A 16,762-nucleotide genomic window follows, 5' to 3' on the forward strand; every position below is an offset into this window, starting at 1 on the left:
GATCATCTAATTCATTTTAGATGATCTTTTTTACGAAAAACGATGAAAAATATAGAAGAAAGTGCAATTATTTATAAAAAATTGGGCTTTAAATATTGTCATATTTGCTTCTTTAAGATATCCTTTTCATGAAGAGGTGGAAAACATGGAAAAAGTACTAGTTTTCGGGCATAAAAACCCAGATACAGATGCAATTTGTTCTGCAATTGCTTATGCAGAATTGAAAAAAGAATTAGGAATGAATGCTGAGCCTGTACGTTTAGGCGAAATCAGCGGTGAAACTCAATTTGCGTTAGACTATTTTAAAGTAGAAGGACCGCGTTTTGTTGAGACAGTAGCAAGCGAAGTGGACAACGTAATTTTAGTTGATCATAACGAGCGTCAACAAAGTGCTAACGATATCGAATCTGTTCGTGTGTTAGAAGTTATTGACCATCACCGTATTGCTAACTTTGAAACAAGTGATCCTATTTACTACCGTTGTGAGCCAGTTGGTTGTACAGCTACAATCTTAAACAAAATGTACAAAGAAAACGGCGTTACAATTCGTAAAGAAGTTGCAGGTTTAATGTTATCTGCAATCATTTCAGATTCTTTACTATTCAAATCTCCAACTTGCACAGAGCAAGACGTAGCGGCAGCTCGTGAATTAGCGGAAATCGCTGGTGTAGATGCTGATAGCTACGGCTTAGATATGTTAAAAGCTGGTGCTGACTTAAGCGGAAAAACAATGGAGCAATTAATCTCTCTTGACGCTAAAGAATTCCAAATGGGTAATGCGAAAGTTGAAATCGCACAAGTAAACGCTGTTGATACAAACGACGTTCTTGTACACCAAGCGGAACTTGAAAAAGTTATCTCTGCAGTAGTAGAAGAAAAAGGTTTAGACCTATTCTTATTCGTTGTAACTGATATCTTAACTAACGATTCTGTCGGTCTTGCGATCGGTAAAGCAGCAAACGTTGTTGAGAAAGCATACAACGTATCTCTAGAAAACAACACTGCTACTTTAAAAGGTGTTGTATCTCGTAAAAAACAAATCGTACCAGTATTAACAGAAGCATTCCAAGCTTAATTTTATTGCGTACAGATAAACAGTAAGGACAAGTAGTCGGATTGGCTACTTGTCCTTTTTTATCTTTAACAAACAGTTATAAGGATAGCATTAGCTATCCTTATAACTGTTTGTTCGTAGATTTTTTCTTGTTTATATAAAATGTAATAATAGCTGTAATGAGAAAAATAGGTATAGCATACGCTTGCCCAACAAACAACTTCCAGCCAACATGATTATAGCCTGGAGATGCTGGAGCAAACATAGCGATTATGCAAACAATAATATAGAGTACTAGTGCAGGGATTATATTTTTCACTTGTGCACCTCCTTTTGAAAACACTTTATTTATATATTGTAATTTTTATTTTCCGTGTTAAAAAGTAAAAGTACTATTCTTTTCGTAGTATTATAATATTTACAAGGAGTGTACTATGTTTAAATAGGGGAATGGGAATTCAAATCTTAAAAAAGTAAATTATAAGTGAAAAATGCTGTTTAAGTGGTAAAAGATGTAATTTTTTATTTTTAAAATCATTATATAGCATATTGATTGAAAAATGTATAAAATAATTTATTTTATTTATGCGGGAGAAGAGGTAAGAAATATAAATGAAAAAGTTATGCATAATTCCATGTGGAAAAAAGAAAATTTGGGATAAGTATCCGGATTCCGGACCGATGGAGGCAAAAGATGTATATATTAGCCCGTTCGGAAAAGCCTGTCAGGCGTATGCAACTCTGTTTTTCGAGAATTGGGTTATTTTATCGGCGAAGCATGGGTTTTTAAGGCCGAGTGATATGGTACTAGAAAACTATGATCTTGCCTTTGATTCAAAGAACGATGAAATTATTAGCATGGAACGATTAAAACAACAGATGATTGAAAAAGAGTTGCTTCAGTTTGATGAAGTAGTTTTACTTGCAGGGAAGAAGCATAAGAAAGTAGTGACACAATTGTATCCAGAAGAAATTATTATGTATCCGTTAGAAGGGTGTAAAGGGATTGGGTATATGTTGCAGAGGTTGAAAGGGGCTGTGGGGGAAGGGAAGGAACTATAGCCAACTTGTTGCGTGATCTTTTCAGTTATATATATTGTGAGGGAGAAGAAAGAAAATACATATAAATTTAAAGCCTAAATATAGGGCTTTTTTCTTTGTACTAGTCCCTTTAAATATATAAGATACAACTAATAGAAAAGTATAACATTTATAATTATACTTATAAAACTAGAATATTTGTATATCCAAGCCAGGCAATTAAAACTAGCATGATAAACATACTAAATATTTTAAGTGTTCGAAGCCGTTTACTAACAATCGATTCTGAGTATTTCATTCAGTTTAATCCTCCAATGTTTTTAATGAATTTCGGTTTGACAGTAGTTAAAAGATTTCGATAAATTAGCTGTATGAAGCTCTTTGATAACTTGATATATGAGGTTGCAGGAAGAAAATAGTTTGCGAAAACCAAGCGATTCGGTTCCTGCGTATAATATCAACCGTACCAAGAGAGCATCCAAGCGTTAGTCATCTAGGGGTGGAACGCCTGAAGTAACACTCAGGGAGACGAAAGGTTACTTTCGTCGTGGAACTGAGAAGCTCCCACTACAAGTTTTGCTAAGTGGCGAGTAGTTCACTTTAAAGTATGCCTAAATACATACTTTTAGAAGAAGGATAGAACTTAACGAGTTCTAGATTCAAAAAAGAAAGCATCCAAAGTTAGATGCTTTCTTTTTTGCGTATTTTTCACTATCTGTTCGTTACTTGTTTCATAAGTGGTCTAATTTCTTTAACGGGTGGTTTTTTATCATAGGCATCAACGTAAGAGAAATAGTAATTTAAGTTTCTGAGCAGACCTTTTCCTATTTTAGCGCTCAAGAACGGAAATACTTGTCCAGTATAATCATCGAGAGATTTACAATAATATTTTTCATCTAGATAAATACTGTATTTACATGTTAGTTCTACTAATGAGTTCCCTTCATCATCAATTACTTCCTTAGAATCAATAATGTCTATTAATGCGAATTTTTCATTTAGATAAACTTTCTTCTTTTTCTCGTGTTTATTTGTGAGTATAAATACGAGACCAATGGCGTTAATCAAAAGATTTCCTCCTATAAAAAACGGATATTAATAAAATATATCGATATACGTTAAATGTAAAGAGGAGAGGTGAAATTTCATTGATACAAAGTTTAATAAGCCGATTTGTTTTTTCAAATCGGCTTATTATTATTGAAACACTTGCGGGAATTGTTTTACGATTGCGTTTGTTATCATGTCGGACATTTCTAATGCTTCTTTTTCAATTTTATCGTATAGTTTTACGCTTGCTTCAAAATCTTTATTTAGGAAGGCCAGCGCTTCTGCTTTTGTTAATGCTAAATGTTCATAAAACATTTTTCTAAATTCTTCTTTTTCTATATAGGGGTTGATGCTAGTAAGAAATGCCACAATTTCATCACCGTTAGCGTACCATTTTTTCTCTATAGCAGCTGCTGCATTTTGATCACCAGCTTTTGCGGCTTTAACAAGATCCGCTGCAATGACTAAGTGGTCTTTAATTAAAGCACTATATTTTTTTACAGCATCCTCACCATAGAATGGTTCAAGTGATAGTCCCATATGTGTTGCGTTTTGAAGAAGCCGCCCAACTGTAACGTTAACGTCTGGTAAATTAAAGACAATACTTATAATAGCTAATCTCGTCCAAGCAACATGTTGTTCCCATAAAGAACGCATATAACCTTTTAAAAAGTTCTCGTTTTTACTAATTCGGTAATTACGTACAGATGTATCAAAGTGTACATAAGGGTTATGATAGGGGGAGTAATACGATTGCCAATAAGAATACATAAACGGTAACACTCCTTTGAACATGTATAACTCAAAGTATGTTGGGAATTTATTTTTAGTTACGTGTCCTAGATTAATTTCAGAAATTGATGTGGAAGATGATGAAGAATTTCATTGTGGTATATATAAATAAAGTGAATATAAAGTAAAAGAGGCTCTGCAAGGGAAGTTGCAGAGCCTCAAAGGGTATTGCCGAGATGTCGGACTCGACTAAGTAATATTATCATAAAATTCGCTTAAAAAAACCTGGTAAATGTGTCCAAATAAAGTGGGACTTTAATAGAGTCAAAGGAAGCTGCTTCCCGCGGCAGATCCCTTTGACTAGATAATGTTGATGAGCAAAAACTCATCTGGAGTACTTATATAGTAACAAGTGAAATTCGGTTTGTGTATTGAGAAAAAAAGAATTACGTCATTGGATGTAAAGAAATTATATTTTACTTCTTGTTATTATCATCATTTGTTGAGAGTGGAGTATGGTTATAAAATGTAGAAAAGACATGTAAGCATTTATAAAAGTGTACTGATATATAATAATCAAAAAAGACCTGCTGAAATAAGCAGGTCAACTTAAGGGGTTTATCCAACAGAATATTTCATATGATATATCAACTTTATTGTAGTAAGTCTATAAGGGATATATTGAGAAAATTTTTGTGAATGATATATTTGGCACACGAATTAACGTTTAAAAAGTCGAGAAAGAAAATGAAAAAGTTTTCTATAAGAAAATAATGGCTGGTATTTATAATATGATTCATATTTCCACGCATCATTATTTGAGAATTGGAGTTGATTCGGTATTGTTTTCTGCTGGATGGAACTAATATTCTGCTGTTTCATATAATAACCTCCTGAATTCATATGTATAAGATTAGTAGTATTCAAGGAGATTGAATAAAATGTGTATTTATTTTGAAATTCGTTTTAATGGCTATCAACTTTTAAAACGTAAAGAAGCATAAAATAATGAAAAAGCAAGCTGTTAGTCATGTATTGATTACTTTCAAGTCACATAAGTGATGATATAATAGGAGTAGATGAAAGATAAAGAAAAGCAGGTGACTCTTTTTTGTTTACAAAAGCACAAGAACTTTTAGCGTCTTATTTCGGTTATTCGTCATTTCGAAGGGGACAAGATGAAACGATTAAAAATGTATTAGATGGGAAAGATACGGTTTGTATTATGCCTACGGGTGGTGGTAAGTCAATTTGTTATCAAATTCCCGCATTAGTATTTGAAGGAACGACGTTAGTTATATCGCCATTAATATCACTTATGAAAGACCAAGTAGATACATTAGTACAAAACGGTATTTCAGCTACTTATATTAATAGTTCTATTTCTATTACAGAAGCGAATCAACGAATTCAATTAGCGAAACAAGGCCATTATAAGTTACTTTATGTAGCGCCTGAGCGACTTGATTCAATGGAGTTTGTTGACCAACTTATCGATATGAAAATCCCGATGATTGCAATTGATGAGGCGCACTGTATTTCGCAGTGGGGACATGATTTCCGTCCAAGTTATTTACATATACATCGCATATTAGATTATCTTCCAGAAAAGCCGCTCGTATTAGCTTTAACTGCGACGGCTACACCACAAGTTCGTGATGATATTTGCAACACACTTGGAATTAATCAAGAGAACACGATTATGACAACGTTTGAGCGTGAGAACTTATCATTTTCTGTTATTAAAGGACAAGATCGTCATGCATATTTGGCGGATTATATTCGTCAAAATCGAAAAGAATCTGGGATTATATATGCGGCTACTAGAAAAGTAGTTGATCAATTGTATGAGGATTTAATGAAAGCAGGAGTTTCTGTATCAAAATACCATGCAGGTATGAGTGATAACGATCGAAATGAGCAGCAAGAACTCTTTTTACGTGATGAAGTGAGTGTAATGGTAGCGACATCTGCATTCGGGATGGGGATTGATAAATCAAATATTCGTTATGTTATCCATTATCAACTGCCAAAAAACATGGAAAGTTATTACCAAGAAGCAGGACGTGCTGGACGTGACGGATTAGATAGTGCATGTATATTGCTATATTCTTCTCAAGATGTGCAAGTACAGCGCTTTTTAATTGACCAATCGACAGGAGAATCTCGTTTTTCAAATGAACTTGAAAAACTGCAAAATATGACTGACTACTGTCATACAGAACAATGTTTACAATCATTTATTTTGCAATACTTTGGAGAAGAGCCGAAGGAAGATTGTGGCCGCTGCGGTAATTGTACGGACGACCGCGAAAGTATCGATGTGACGAGAGAATCACAAATGGTTCTATCTTGTATGATTAGGACGAACCAACGATTTGGAAAACAAATGATTGCCCAAGTGTTAACTGGTTCGAAAAATAAGAAAGTTGTTGAATTTAATTTTCATACTTTACCAACATACGGCTTACTATCAAATCGTAGTGTAAAAGAAGTTAGTGAATTTATTGAGTTTTTAATTTCAGATGAGTTAATCGCAGTTGAACATGGTACGTATCCGACATTAAAAGTAACGGAAAAAGGGAAAGAAGTGTTACTTGGTAAAGAGAATGTTTTACGTAAAGAACGAGTAGAGACGAGACAAATTGTTCAAGATCATCCTTTATTTGAAGTGCTTCGCGAAGTACGTAAAGAAATTGCTCAAGGAGAGGGTGTACCTCCATTCGTTATTTTCTCTGACCAAACGTTGAAAGATATGTGTGTGAAAATGCCGCAAAGTGACTCTGAACTTTTAACTGTAAAAGGGATTGGCGAACATAAACTTGTGAAGTATGGTTCTCACTTCTTACAAGCAGTTCAGCACTTTATTGAGGAAAATCCAAATTATGCTGAAACAGTTAAGACAGAAGTCGTGACAGAGCGGAAAAAGTCAGGGAAAGCTTCAGCAAATTCTCATTTGGAAACGTATGAAATGTATAAACAAGCTATTGATCTAAATGAAATTGCGAAAGAACGTGGCTTATCAAGACAAACGATTGAAAACCATTTAATTCGTTGTTTTGAAGATGGAATGGAAGTAGACTGGAACAGTTTTGTTCCTGCAGAATATGAATCATTGATTGAAACTGCCGTTCAAAATGCAGAGGGTGGTCTGAAATCGATTAAGGAACAACTTCCAAATGAAGTGAGTTACTTTATGATTCGTGCTTATTTACAAATTAGAAAGTAGAGACATATAAAGGGGATAGGGATATATGTATCACGTTTTCGTGTATGGCACGTTAAGAAAAGAGCAAACGAATGCTCATTTTATGCAAGGTGCAATATGCATCGCAGACGGAGCATGGACGTATGGTAAATTATTTGATACAAACGAAGGGTATCCAGCGATGATTTGTTCAAATAAGGATAAAGTATATGGAGAAGTTTACGAAGTGAATGATGATGTTCTGCAAAAATTAGATGAGCTTGAAGAATATGCAGGTAATGCAGAGAGTGATTTATATGACCGAATTACCGAAACCATTTATTTAGCCGATAGAGACATACGTGCATTTGTGTATGTTGCTCAAGATAAAGAGATGCTAAAGAAAGTTATCATTTCTGGTGATTGGGTGAAGTATCAACAAGGAGAATAAAGGCAGCCGTAGAGCAGATAGTGGAATCATCCATTATCTGTTTTTTATTTTAGCACTTTAAAAATTCTTATTATTTAGATAAAATGTAAATAAAGGAAAATCAAAAGGAGGATTTTTCATGGGTATCAGAAATTTAGTTTCTCACCTGTAGCAGAAAAATAATATACAGGAGGAGAATATTAATGAACGAATTAAATGTAAAAGAATTTTATAAAAAACAATTTGAACTACTAAGCTATGATGTAAATAATGAAAATTGGTTACAGGAAGTTGCTAAAGAAGTACAAGAACAAGTTGGATATACATTTCAGTCTATGTTAGAACTAGGAGCAGGAAATGGTGGATTTGCAAGAGCGATGTCTAATTTGAATGTACAGATGACTACAGTTGAGCTAGTACGAGAGTTAGTTATGTTTGCGAAAGAACACTCTACTAATGATATTGTTATTCACTGTGCTGACTTTTATAAAATTAATTTTGAAGAAAAGTTTGATGTCGTTACTTATTTGGACGGATTTGGTGTAGGAACGGATGCAGAACAATTATTTTTATTAAAACGCATCCATAGTTGGTTGAAAGATGATGGGTGTGCACTTATTGATATTTATCAACCTTTATATTGGGAAAAAGCAAATGGACAAGAAATGCCGATATATTCTGCAATGCGAAAATATGAATATGATAGTGAAAATGCTAGAATGCTGGACCATTGGTGGGAAACCGAGTCTTCAAATGATATTGTGACACAATCTTTACGTTGCTATACTATAGATGAGATTAATAATTTATGTGCAGAGGCTCGTTTCAGTATAGTTGGGATTTTCCCAGGAGGGGCGTATGACTTTGAAGAGAGAAAATATAAAGAGCAAGCGTCATTAAATGAATGTTTATCATATCGTATAAAAGTAAAAAAGAGTAGGGATTAATTCCTTACTCTTTTTTACTTTTATAGTGTGAATAATTGACTATCTCTCGTATATAATTGTCGTTCTCTTTTAATTCTTATGGATCTCAGTACGATCCCAATTCCAAGAAATATAATAGTAGCAACAACTCCGCTAATAGGGTTTAACCAAAAATCACTGTTGTGGGTAAGTGTAATAATACCTGTTATTGTAACTAAAACGGTAGGAACGGCATCTTCAATTACATGCATGATTACGCATGGCCACACTGATTTTGTAAGTCTATATATTTCGACATACATAATAGACCAACAAACCATAAGTATACAGCCTGATAAAAGGATATTTAATCTTGAAATGGATTCAAAATACTCATTTGGTAAAAAGACTATATAATAAGCAGCGTGCCAAAGAGCCCAAATTAAACCAGAAACTAAATAAATTAGCCAATCGTTTAACTTTAATTCAATAAGCTTTGGGGTTAAATAACCGCGCCAAGTGAACTCTTCGAAAATATTTTTAATAAAATTACCTATAGTAGACATGAGTATGAGTGAACATAATGAGGAAATCTCAAAGTTAGATATGTTAACGACTCTGAAAAATAGAGCTAAGCTTATAGTTATTAGTGTAACGAATGGATAAATAAGTATCGCTACGAAATACCATTTAAAGCTTCCTTTTAAATTTGGTTTAATACCAAAATCATGCCAATCTCGGCTAAGAACTCTAAGTAATATGCTGACGAAGAAAGGAAGTATAAGCCATAAGCCCATGCCTAAAGAATTTCCTTCAGGCTGATCTGTTAGAAGAGAATCAAGAAATACACCGATCCAACCACTTGCTAGCACAATTAACACAAAAATAATTAAATGTAACTTTACATGCTTTCTATTGGTTGTAGTCATTTCGAATAAACTCCTTTTTTATTTTTGGTATTTACCTATTGACACTTCTCATTATTTTACGAGTGAAAGGGGGGAATCGATAGAAAGGTAGATGAGAGTTTAGTAAGTTAGTGAATAAATCGTTATTATAAATAGAAAGTAATAGCATTTATATGCATTATTTTATTATATGTAAAGTGTTGTAATTTAGATGTTTTATATTCTTATAATGTAAAAATAACGATAAGATTTCAAAATTAGAAAGATGAAAAGTGAGTTTTTTCGGAAAATTTAAATTGAAACTATTGACTTTGTAAATGGATTTTTAATACAATTGTATTTCGACTGAAAAATTAGAACGGACAGGAGGGAATCATCAAATGAACAACATTTTTGAAGAAGAGTTACAAAGGATGAAAGATACATTACGTACGATGGATGATCAATTAGAACAGCTCGAAAACATTCCGGTTTATTATGGAGATGATTTTAAAGAACAAATTCTAGAAAGTATGAGAGAATCTAATAGGCAAAATTTACGTATCGGTGTACAAGAACCGTACTTTGGAAGATTAGATTTTCAAGAGGACGGTAAGGAGGATGTTATGCCGATCTACATCGGTAAAGTAGGTGTTTCACATAAAGACACAATGAAACCAATTGTAATTGATTGGCGAGCACCTGTCGCAAGTATGTTTTATTCATTTACCGGTGGAGATGAATTAGCGTTTTATCAATCACCAGACGGATTAGTAGAAGGTGATGTTTATTTAAAGCGAAACATCTCTATTCGAAAAAGAGAACTAGAACGTGTTGTTAATACATATGTAAAAGGAAATGAAGATGTCTCACATGCCGATGATTTTCTTCTATATCGATTAGGTGAGAATAAAGATAATAAACTAAAGGATATTGTTTCGACTATACAATCGGAGCAAAATGATATTATTCGTGCGGAAAGAAACTTACCACTACTTATTCAAGGGGTTGCAGGGAGCGGAAAAACAACAATCGCTTTACATCGCCTTGCTTTTTTAATTTATGAATACCGTGAGCAGCTAGAAGCTGAGAGAATGATTGTATTCGCTCCAAATAGTCTGTTTTTAGATTATATTTCGAGTGTACTTCCTGAATTAGGTGTAGGGAATATTAGTCAAACAACATTTTCAGATTGGGCATTACGAACGTTAGATGATTCGGTGAAACTAAAGCAGACAAAAGAAAAATTGAAAGAAGCATTTTCTATTAATCGTGATGAAGAAAAGGTTATGCTCGGTAAATTGAAAGGCACGCTGGAATTTAAGTCCTTTATTGAAGAGAGAATGGTTCAATTTGAAAAAGAATTAGTACCAACAAGTGATTTTGAGGCATGGGACAAAGCTATTATTCCAGTGAAAGACATAAAAAAATGGATGCAAGTGGAATATAAACATTATCCATTAAAGAAAAGAAGAGAAAGATTAGTCGGCCGAATGAAGCGCTGGATTGAAATTGAACTAAAAAAGTATGGAGAAACAAACGAGAAGAAATTACTAAAAAAAGAAGCGACAAAGAGATTGAACACTTATATGAAGTTTTGGCCGAAAATGAGCTCACTTTCCATTTATAGTTCAATATTGAAAAGTAAAGAAATATTCGAAGTATTGCCTGAAGAACTTGTGAAAGAAACTGAAAAGAATTGTCGTAAAAAAGAAGTGTATGTAGAAGATTTACCAGCTTTAATTTACATACATCACCACATAACAGGTATTGAAATCGGACAGAAATTCCATCACGTCGTTATTGATGAAGCGCAAGATTTCTCGCCATTCCAAGTTTATGTATTAAAAGAAATTACACTAGGTAACTCTTTCACTATATTAGGTGATTTATCTCAAGCAATTTATGATTATCAAGGGATTGAAGAGTGGGGGGCTTTTAAGGAAGTATTCCAAGAAACAGGTTATTATGAACTGACGAGAAGTTATCGCTCTACAAAAGAAATTATTGAATTTGCGAACGAGATTATTAAAAATGCAGAAATTCCAGTTGGGCTCGCAACACCAGTTTTTCGTAGTGGTGAAGATGTTAAAGTAATCCAAACAGAAGATCAATTTAATGAAATAATGAAGACGTTAAAGCATCTACAAAATGAAGATGTGAAAACAATTGCGGTAATAGGAAGAACAGACGATGAATGCCGCGATATATATGAGAAATTAACAAATACAGGACTGGCTGTAAACGTCATAGAAGCAGATCAAAGTAAATATGAAGGTGGTATTTCAGTAGTACCTGTATACTTGGCGAAAGGGCTAGAATTTGATGCGGTTCTACTAATTGACGTTGATGAAGAACATTACAAAAATACAAAACATGATGCGAAGTTATTGTACGTCGGATGTACAAGGTCGCTTCATGATTTATGGATTTTCCATAGCGGAGAAGCATCACCTTTAATAAAGAAATTAAAATAGCATTAAAAGAGGATTTTCTCATATTTCATGAAAATCCTCTTTATTATAAGTAAAAGGTATATGAATTAACGATCTAATAGAAATTGGGAAATCTAAAAGATAAATGGAGAATTTATTTTACAAGAAGGTTAAAGTTAAGATTATTGTAGACATTAAGTTAGCTAAAAAGCACGAATTATATAGTTTGTGCTTTTTTTATTATCTATTTTTTGGTAAATGTTTATTGTTTTTATCACATTAATACTGTATGATACATAGTATAAAATACATACTGTATGACATATAGTAATGAAAATGAGGTGAGTGAATGGATGCTTTATTAAATTCGTTAATTACTGAACTAAGAAGAGGAACCTTAACATTAGCAGTTTTAAGCCAGTTAAGAGCGCCGCAGTATGGGTATTCACTTGTCCAATTATTGGAACAATCAGGGATTACAATCGATCAAAGCACTTTATATCCACTACTTCGCCGATTAGAAAAGCAGGAGCTAGTGACGAGTAGTTGGGATAAAACAGAGAGCAGACCACGTAAGTATTATGTTTTAAGTGAATACGGATTAGAGATATTTTTGCAGTTGAAAAAGGAATGGATAAAAGATTCTAAGGAACTTTATAACTTATTAAAGGAGGAGGATAAGAATGAATTTGATTGATATTTATGTCGAGGAAGTAGCAAAGAGATTACCTGAAAAAAATCGTGAAGATATTATTCTTGAATTACGGTCGACAATCGAGGATATGTTACCTGATGATTATAATGAAAATGATGAAAAAAGAGTTCTTGAAAAATTGGGAAGTCCAGTTTCATTGGCAAATGGATACTTGGATAGGCCGATGCATTTAATTGGACCACGTTATTTTGATGTATATACGACATTATTAAAAATGATTATACCGATTGCAGCTGTTATCGCACTCATTGCAATGGTTGCAGAAAATTTTGTTGGATATTATGGTGAGCAAGCGGTATTAAATGTTATTTTAAATGTGATAGGTAAAGGAATTGGGGAAATTATCGAAGTAGGCCTCCATGTATTTTTCTGGTTGACACTTGTATTTGCAATTTTAGAAAGAACTGATAAAGACAAAGGTACTCAACCGTTGACGACAAGTTTAAAAAAATGGACGCCTGATGATTTGAAAAATACTTCGTATGTTCCAAAGAAAAAGTCGATCTCAAAGTTCGAAGTATTTGGCGGGTTAATGTGGACGGCAATATGGGCAACACTTTATTTTTATGCGAACCATCTTGTAGGTGTATATCATGGTACAGAAAGCGGATTGAAGTTTGTCGCGCCAACTTTTAATCAAGATGTGTTACTTCAGTATTGGCCAATTGTTGTAATTATGATTGTGTTTGAAATAGGTATATCTCTTTATAAGTTAGTACAAGGACAATGGACGAAAAAGTTGGCAATCGGGAATGCTATCCTTCAAATAGTTGGAACAATAGTATTCATTGTAATCGTAGTAAATCCGCATTTATTTAATGAAGGATTTATTACGTATGTGGCAAATGTGTTTACTACTTCTTCAGAGGAATTTAAAAATTGGTTAATTAGTGGAGGTATTATCATTTACATTTTGTCTGCTGCGTTAAATATATTTGATGGTTTCCGAAAAGCTCGTATTCGTATATAGGAGTGAAATTAGAGGAAAGGAAGAAAGCGATGATAAGGGAAGCAAGGAAACAAGATGTAACATACATTTTAGATATTTATAATGATGCTATATTGTATACAACGGCCGTATATACGTATAAACCTGTAACCCTTGAAAATAGAATAAACTGGTATGAACAAAAAAAGACTGAAGGTTATCCAATTTTAGTATATGAACTAGATAATAAAGTAGTAGGATTTGCGACATTTGGTCCGTTTAGAGCTTGGCCTGCCTATAAATATTCAATTGAGCATTCTGTGTACGTTCACAAGGAATATAGAAAGAATGGGATAGGAACTTCTTTAATGAAAGCATTGATTGAAGTGGCAAAAGAAAGGGAATATATGACTTTAATTGCTGGAATTGATGCACATAATGAGAAAAGTATTGCCTTACATGAAAACTATGGATTTATTCATGCAGGGACAATCAAAAAGGCTGGTTATAAGTTTAATAGGTGGTTAGATTTAGCTTTTTATCAATTGGAGCTTAATGGTCCTAAAACACCTACGGAAGAGTAGATGTTTGCGTTATGTGTATTATTTATTTTAGAAAGGTAGCATGGGGAAATTTCATGCTACCTTTTTTATTGTATGCATAAATATCATGTAATAAAAAAGGTTTTTTATATTCGAAATCGAAATTTAAGAATGTGATAAAACAATATAAAAAGAGGTGCGAATATGCAGACTGTCATTGAAAAAATAAAAGAAATACAATCTGGTCAAGTTGGATTAGTTGTGTCCTCAACAAAATATGATAATATAATTGCCTCCTATAATAATGACCTTTATGTCCCTTTAGCATCAGCAGCAAAAGTGGTAATTGGATTTGCAGTTGCAAACATGGTAAAAGAAAAACAAATTAGTTGGGATCATATACTTCATCAAATTACTTTTAATCCGAAAGAAGATAGCGCACAATTATACCCACATTTGCAAGGGAGAGATACATTATCAGTTAGTAAAGCTGTTGAAGTGATGATAGCGTGTCATGATAGTTATATTGCAAAGGCGATTGTATTGCACTGCGGAGGATGGGATGCTATTAGAAAGTATGTTTCAATGTACTTCCCTAACATATATGTTCAAGAAAACCCTAGAGATGAACAAAATGTTGGAGAGTTAAATGAAATACATTCCCTTTTAGTGCGAATTTTTCGAGGGTATAAAACTGAGCCAGAATTATGGGAACCAATAATAAATGGAATGGTAAGGCAGCAAGGAGAATATGAGGGGATACCGCACAAGCATTTAGCCCATATGACAGGTGGATTGCCAAAAGCTATAATAAATATTGGTATACTAGGAGTATTTAATGAATTTCCACTTCTTTATGTTATTGCGGGGGAAGATTTACCGAATCGAAGTGAAAATAAAGAAATAGATGAAGTTTTTGCAGTAGCATTAAAATACATATATGAAGAATATAGTAAAAGCATGTAAGGAGTGAGTGATTGAAACATTGGCTTTTCATGCTTTGTTACTTGTGGTGGTTTCGTATTTATTAGTTTATTAAAAAAGATAGCTTACTAAGTTGAAAGGAAGAAATATATGAAACAAATAGAGAATGGTACCCGCGCTGAAGGAGAATACATAAAAAATAAAGTAATTCAATATAACATGTCGATTTTAAGAGATGAAGCAAAACAGCCGATGGAGCAAGTAAATTTCGTATTAAAAGATGAGGATGGAAAAATATTTGGTGGGGTAACAGGAACGATGTATTTTTATCATCTTCATATAGATTTTTTATGGGTTGATGAAACAGTTCGTCATGATGGTTATGGTAGTCAACTGTTACATAAAATCGAAGACATCGCGAAAGAAAAAGGATGTAGATTAATATTATTAGATTCATTTAGTTTTCAAGCGCCAGATTTTTATAAAAAGCACGGCTACCGAGAATATGGTGTTGTTGAAGATCATCCTAAAGGACATAGTCAACACTTTTTAGAGAAAAGATTATAGGAATCGTCTTTTTGTTCTACAAGAAAAGTGGGTTTTAAAAGCATCACCAACAAGGTGATGCTTTTTTAGTTTATGGTAACTAATCATTTTGATGCAATGTTGGGAATGAAAAGTACGATTCGTATAACAATGATTTTCTTTTTTTATGGAAATGAGTTACTGTCTTTGTAGATGACAATTGTCGTAATTACTATATGAACTAACAATAACTGTTGAATTTTTAGAAGGGGAAGAGCAAGAAGACGAGCTCTGAATATAATAATGATAAAGGAGGTGTTATGCAATGGGTTATATTGTAGATATTTCGAAATGGAACGGTAACATTAATTGGGATGTAGCAGCTCCACAACTAGATTTCGTAATCGCTAGAGTACAGGATGGTTCAAATTATGTAGACCCTTTATATAAAGATTACGCCCAAGCAATGAAAACTAGAAATATTCCTTTCGGTAACTATGCATTTTGCCGCTTTATTTCAATTGCTGATGCGAAGAAGGAAGCACAAGATTTCTGGAATCGTGGTGATAAGAGAGCTACAGTTTGGGTTGCTGATGTAGAAGTGAAAACAATGGATGATATGAAAGCTGGTACACAAGCATTTATCGATGAATTACACCGACTAGGTGCTAAAAAAGTTGGATTATATGTAGGCCATCATATGTATGGACCTTTCGGTATGGCAAACGTAAAAAGTGATTTTGTATGGATTCCTAGATATGGCGGTAATAGACCAGCATATCCTTGTGATATTTGGCAATACACTGAGACAGGTAATGTACCAGGGATCGGTAAATGTGATTTAAACCAATTGATAGGAAATAAGCCACTTTCTTGGTTTACTGAATCGGTACCAAAACAAGAAAATATACAAGCGCAAGTTTCTAAACAAAATATCATTCAAACTGGAGCCTTTTCACCTTATGAAACTCCAGATGTTATGGGGGCGTTAACTTCTTTAAAAATGACTGCTACTTTCATTTTACAATCAGATGGCTTAACGTATTTTATTTCCGATCCAACTAGCGATGCACAATTAAACGGTATGAAAGGTTGGCTTGATCGGAAAGGCTGGTGGTATGAAGTTAAATAATAAAAAATAACTAGCTTATGTATGCAAAAAAAGAGCCATCCAACAGGAGGGCTCTTTTTTCTATTCAAATAGCTTATTCATTAAATCTTGAATTTCACGTCTTCTTTTATCCGTTTCGTTCTTATCAATTGTATACGTATCATCCTCGATTATAAGAACATCACCTTCTTTTGCAGTAGAGGGTAGTTTGGATTTAGGTACATCAATTGTTACGTTATTTATTTCAATAACTGCTAGTTCACCTTCAAAACGGTCAATAATACCTTTTTTCATAA

General features: G+C 33.5%; 17 protein-coding genes. 12 read left to right on the plus strand and 5 right to left on the minus strand.

The window, feature by feature from the left end; genetic code table 11:
• Nucleotides 1–145 precede the first annotated feature (145 nt).
• The gene (gene ppaC, locus ACTFOB_RS00695) at nucleotides 146–1,075 is read left to right on the plus strand and encodes a manganese-dependent inorganic pyrophosphatase (RefSeq protein WP_151635314.1); all 930 of its coding nucleotides are present in this window, start codon (nucleotides 146–148) and stop codon (nucleotides 1,073–1,075) included.
• 100 nt (nucleotides 1,076–1,175) lie between these two features.
• On the opposite strand, the gene ACTFOB_RS00700 is transcribed toward ppaC, so the two are convergent.
• Nucleotides 1,176–1,373, minus strand: coding sequence for a DUF4017 family protein (locus tag ACTFOB_RS00700; protein ID WP_440023912.1), 198 nt, complete (start codon nucleotides 1,371–1,373; stop codon nucleotides 1,176–1,178).
• A 293-nt stretch (nucleotides 1,374–1,666) separates the two neighbouring features.
• Here ACTFOB_RS00700 and ACTFOB_RS00705 point away from each other — a divergent pair, with 293 nt between their 5' ends.
• Nucleotides 1,667–2,116 carry a DUF6884 domain-containing protein gene (locus ACTFOB_RS00705; RefSeq protein ID WP_440023913.1) on the plus strand — a complete coding sequence of 150 codons (450 nt, stop codon included), beginning with the start codon at nucleotides 1,667–1,669 and terminating at the stop codon, nucleotides 2,114–2,116.
• Between the two features lie 690 nt (nucleotides 2,117–2,806).
• On the opposite strand, the gene ACTFOB_RS00710 is transcribed toward ACTFOB_RS00705, so the two are convergent.
• Entirely contained in the window at nucleotides 2,807–3,163 is a 357-nt protein-coding gene (locus ACTFOB_RS00710) for a hypothetical protein (protein WP_000606238.1), read from the minus strand.
• Nucleotides 3,164–3,292: 129 nt separating this feature from the next.
• Nucleotides 3,293–3,916, minus strand: a complete 624-nt coding sequence (locus ACTFOB_RS00715; protein ID WP_440023915.1) for an acetylglutamate kinase — start codon at nucleotides 3,914–3,916, stop codon at nucleotides 3,293–3,295.
• A 1,072-nt stretch (nucleotides 3,917–4,988) separates the two neighbouring features.
• On the opposite strand from ACTFOB_RS00715, the gene recQ reads away from it, so the two are divergent.
• The 3 genes from recQ (at nucleotide 4,989) to ACTFOB_RS00730 (ending at nucleotide 8,441) form a co-directional block, all read left to right on the plus strand.
• Nucleotides 4,989–7,106, plus strand: coding sequence for a DNA helicase RecQ (gene recQ, locus ACTFOB_RS00720; RefSeq protein WP_440023918.1), 2,118 nt, complete (start codon nucleotides 4,989–4,991; stop codon nucleotides 7,104–7,106).
• Nucleotides 7,107–7,131: 25 nt separating this feature from the next.
• The gene (locus tag ACTFOB_RS00725; RefSeq protein ID WP_440023920.1) at nucleotides 7,132–7,515 is read left to right on the plus strand and encodes a gamma-glutamylcyclotransferase family protein; all 384 of its coding nucleotides are present in this window, start codon (nucleotides 7,132–7,134) and stop codon (nucleotides 7,513–7,515) included.
• A 182-nt stretch (nucleotides 7,516–7,697) separates the two neighbouring features.
• Complete coding sequence (locus tag ACTFOB_RS00730) at nucleotides 7,698–8,441, plus strand: class I SAM-dependent methyltransferase (RefSeq protein WP_440023922.1); 744 nt, start codon at nucleotides 7,698–7,700, stop codon at nucleotides 8,439–8,441.
• 20 nt (nucleotides 8,442–8,461) lie between these two features.
• Here the strand turns inward: ACTFOB_RS00730 and ACTFOB_RS00735 are convergent, their stop codons facing one another.
• Nucleotides 8,462–9,328: a CPBP family glutamic-type intramembrane protease gene (locus ACTFOB_RS00735; protein ID WP_440023924.1), complete on the minus strand. Its 867-nt coding sequence runs from the start codon at nucleotides 9,326–9,328 to the stop codon at nucleotides 8,462–8,464.
• A gap of 359 nt (nucleotides 9,329–9,687) precedes the next feature.
• Between ACTFOB_RS00735 and ACTFOB_RS00740 the strand changes: the two genes are divergently transcribed.
• From ACTFOB_RS00740 to ACTFOB_RS00770, 7 genes are all read left to right on the plus strand, one after another.
• The gene (locus ACTFOB_RS00740; protein WP_440023926.1) at nucleotides 9,688–11,763 is read left to right on the plus strand and encodes a HelD family protein; all 2,076 of its coding nucleotides are present in this window, start codon (nucleotides 9,688–9,690) and stop codon (nucleotides 11,761–11,763) included.
• A 307-nt stretch (nucleotides 11,764–12,070) separates the two neighbouring features.
• Nucleotides 12,071–12,418, plus strand: a complete 348-nt coding sequence (locus tag ACTFOB_RS00745; RefSeq protein ID WP_151635341.1) for a PadR family transcriptional regulator — start codon at nucleotides 12,071–12,073, stop codon at nucleotides 12,416–12,418.
• Nucleotides 12,405–13,406, plus strand: a complete 1,002-nt coding sequence (locus ACTFOB_RS00750; RefSeq protein ID WP_440023929.1) for an HAAS signaling domain-containing protein — start codon at nucleotides 12,405–12,407, stop codon at nucleotides 13,404–13,406. Before ACTFOB_RS00745 ends, ACTFOB_RS00750 begins: the two co-directional genes overlap by 14 nt.
• Nucleotides 13,407–13,435: 29 nt before the next feature.
• Nucleotides 13,436–13,948, plus strand: a complete 513-nt coding sequence (locus tag ACTFOB_RS00755) for an N-acetyltransferase family protein (RefSeq protein ID WP_440023931.1) — start codon at nucleotides 13,436–13,438, stop codon at nucleotides 13,946–13,948.
• Nucleotides 13,949–14,110: 162 nt separating this feature from the next.
• A complete protein-coding gene (locus ACTFOB_RS00760) occupies nucleotides 14,111–14,872 on the plus strand; it encodes a serine hydrolase (RefSeq protein ID WP_440023932.1) in 762 nt (253 codons plus the stop codon).
• Nucleotides 14,873–14,980: 108 nt separating this feature from the next.
• On the plus strand, nucleotides 14,981–15,397 hold the full coding sequence (locus ACTFOB_RS00765) for a GNAT family N-acetyltransferase (RefSeq protein WP_440023934.1): 417 nt from the start codon (nucleotides 14,981–14,983) through the stop codon (nucleotides 15,395–15,397).
• A gap of 283 nt (nucleotides 15,398–15,680) precedes the next feature.
• Nucleotides 15,681–16,487 (plus strand): GH25 family lysozyme, encoded by an 807-nt coding sequence (locus ACTFOB_RS00770; protein ID WP_151635351.1) that lies wholly within the window; start codon nucleotides 15,681–15,683, stop codon nucleotides 16,485–16,487.
• Between the two features lie 60 nt (nucleotides 16,488–16,547).
• Here the strand turns inward: ACTFOB_RS00770 and ACTFOB_RS00775 are convergent, their stop codons facing one another.
• Nucleotides 16,548–16,760 carry a DUF3006 domain-containing protein gene (locus ACTFOB_RS00775; protein WP_440023936.1) on the minus strand — a complete coding sequence of 71 codons (213 nt, stop codon included), beginning with the start codon at nucleotides 16,758–16,760 and terminating at the stop codon, nucleotides 16,548–16,550.
• Between the last annotated feature and the right edge of the window lie 2 nt (nucleotides 16,761–16,762).

Origin of the sequence: Bacillus cereus group sp. MYBK79-1 (genome assembly GCF_051915365.1) — a bacterium.
In the GTDB taxonomy this organism is placed as follows: Bacteria; Bacillota; Bacilli; order Bacillales; family Bacillaceae_G; genus Bacillus_A.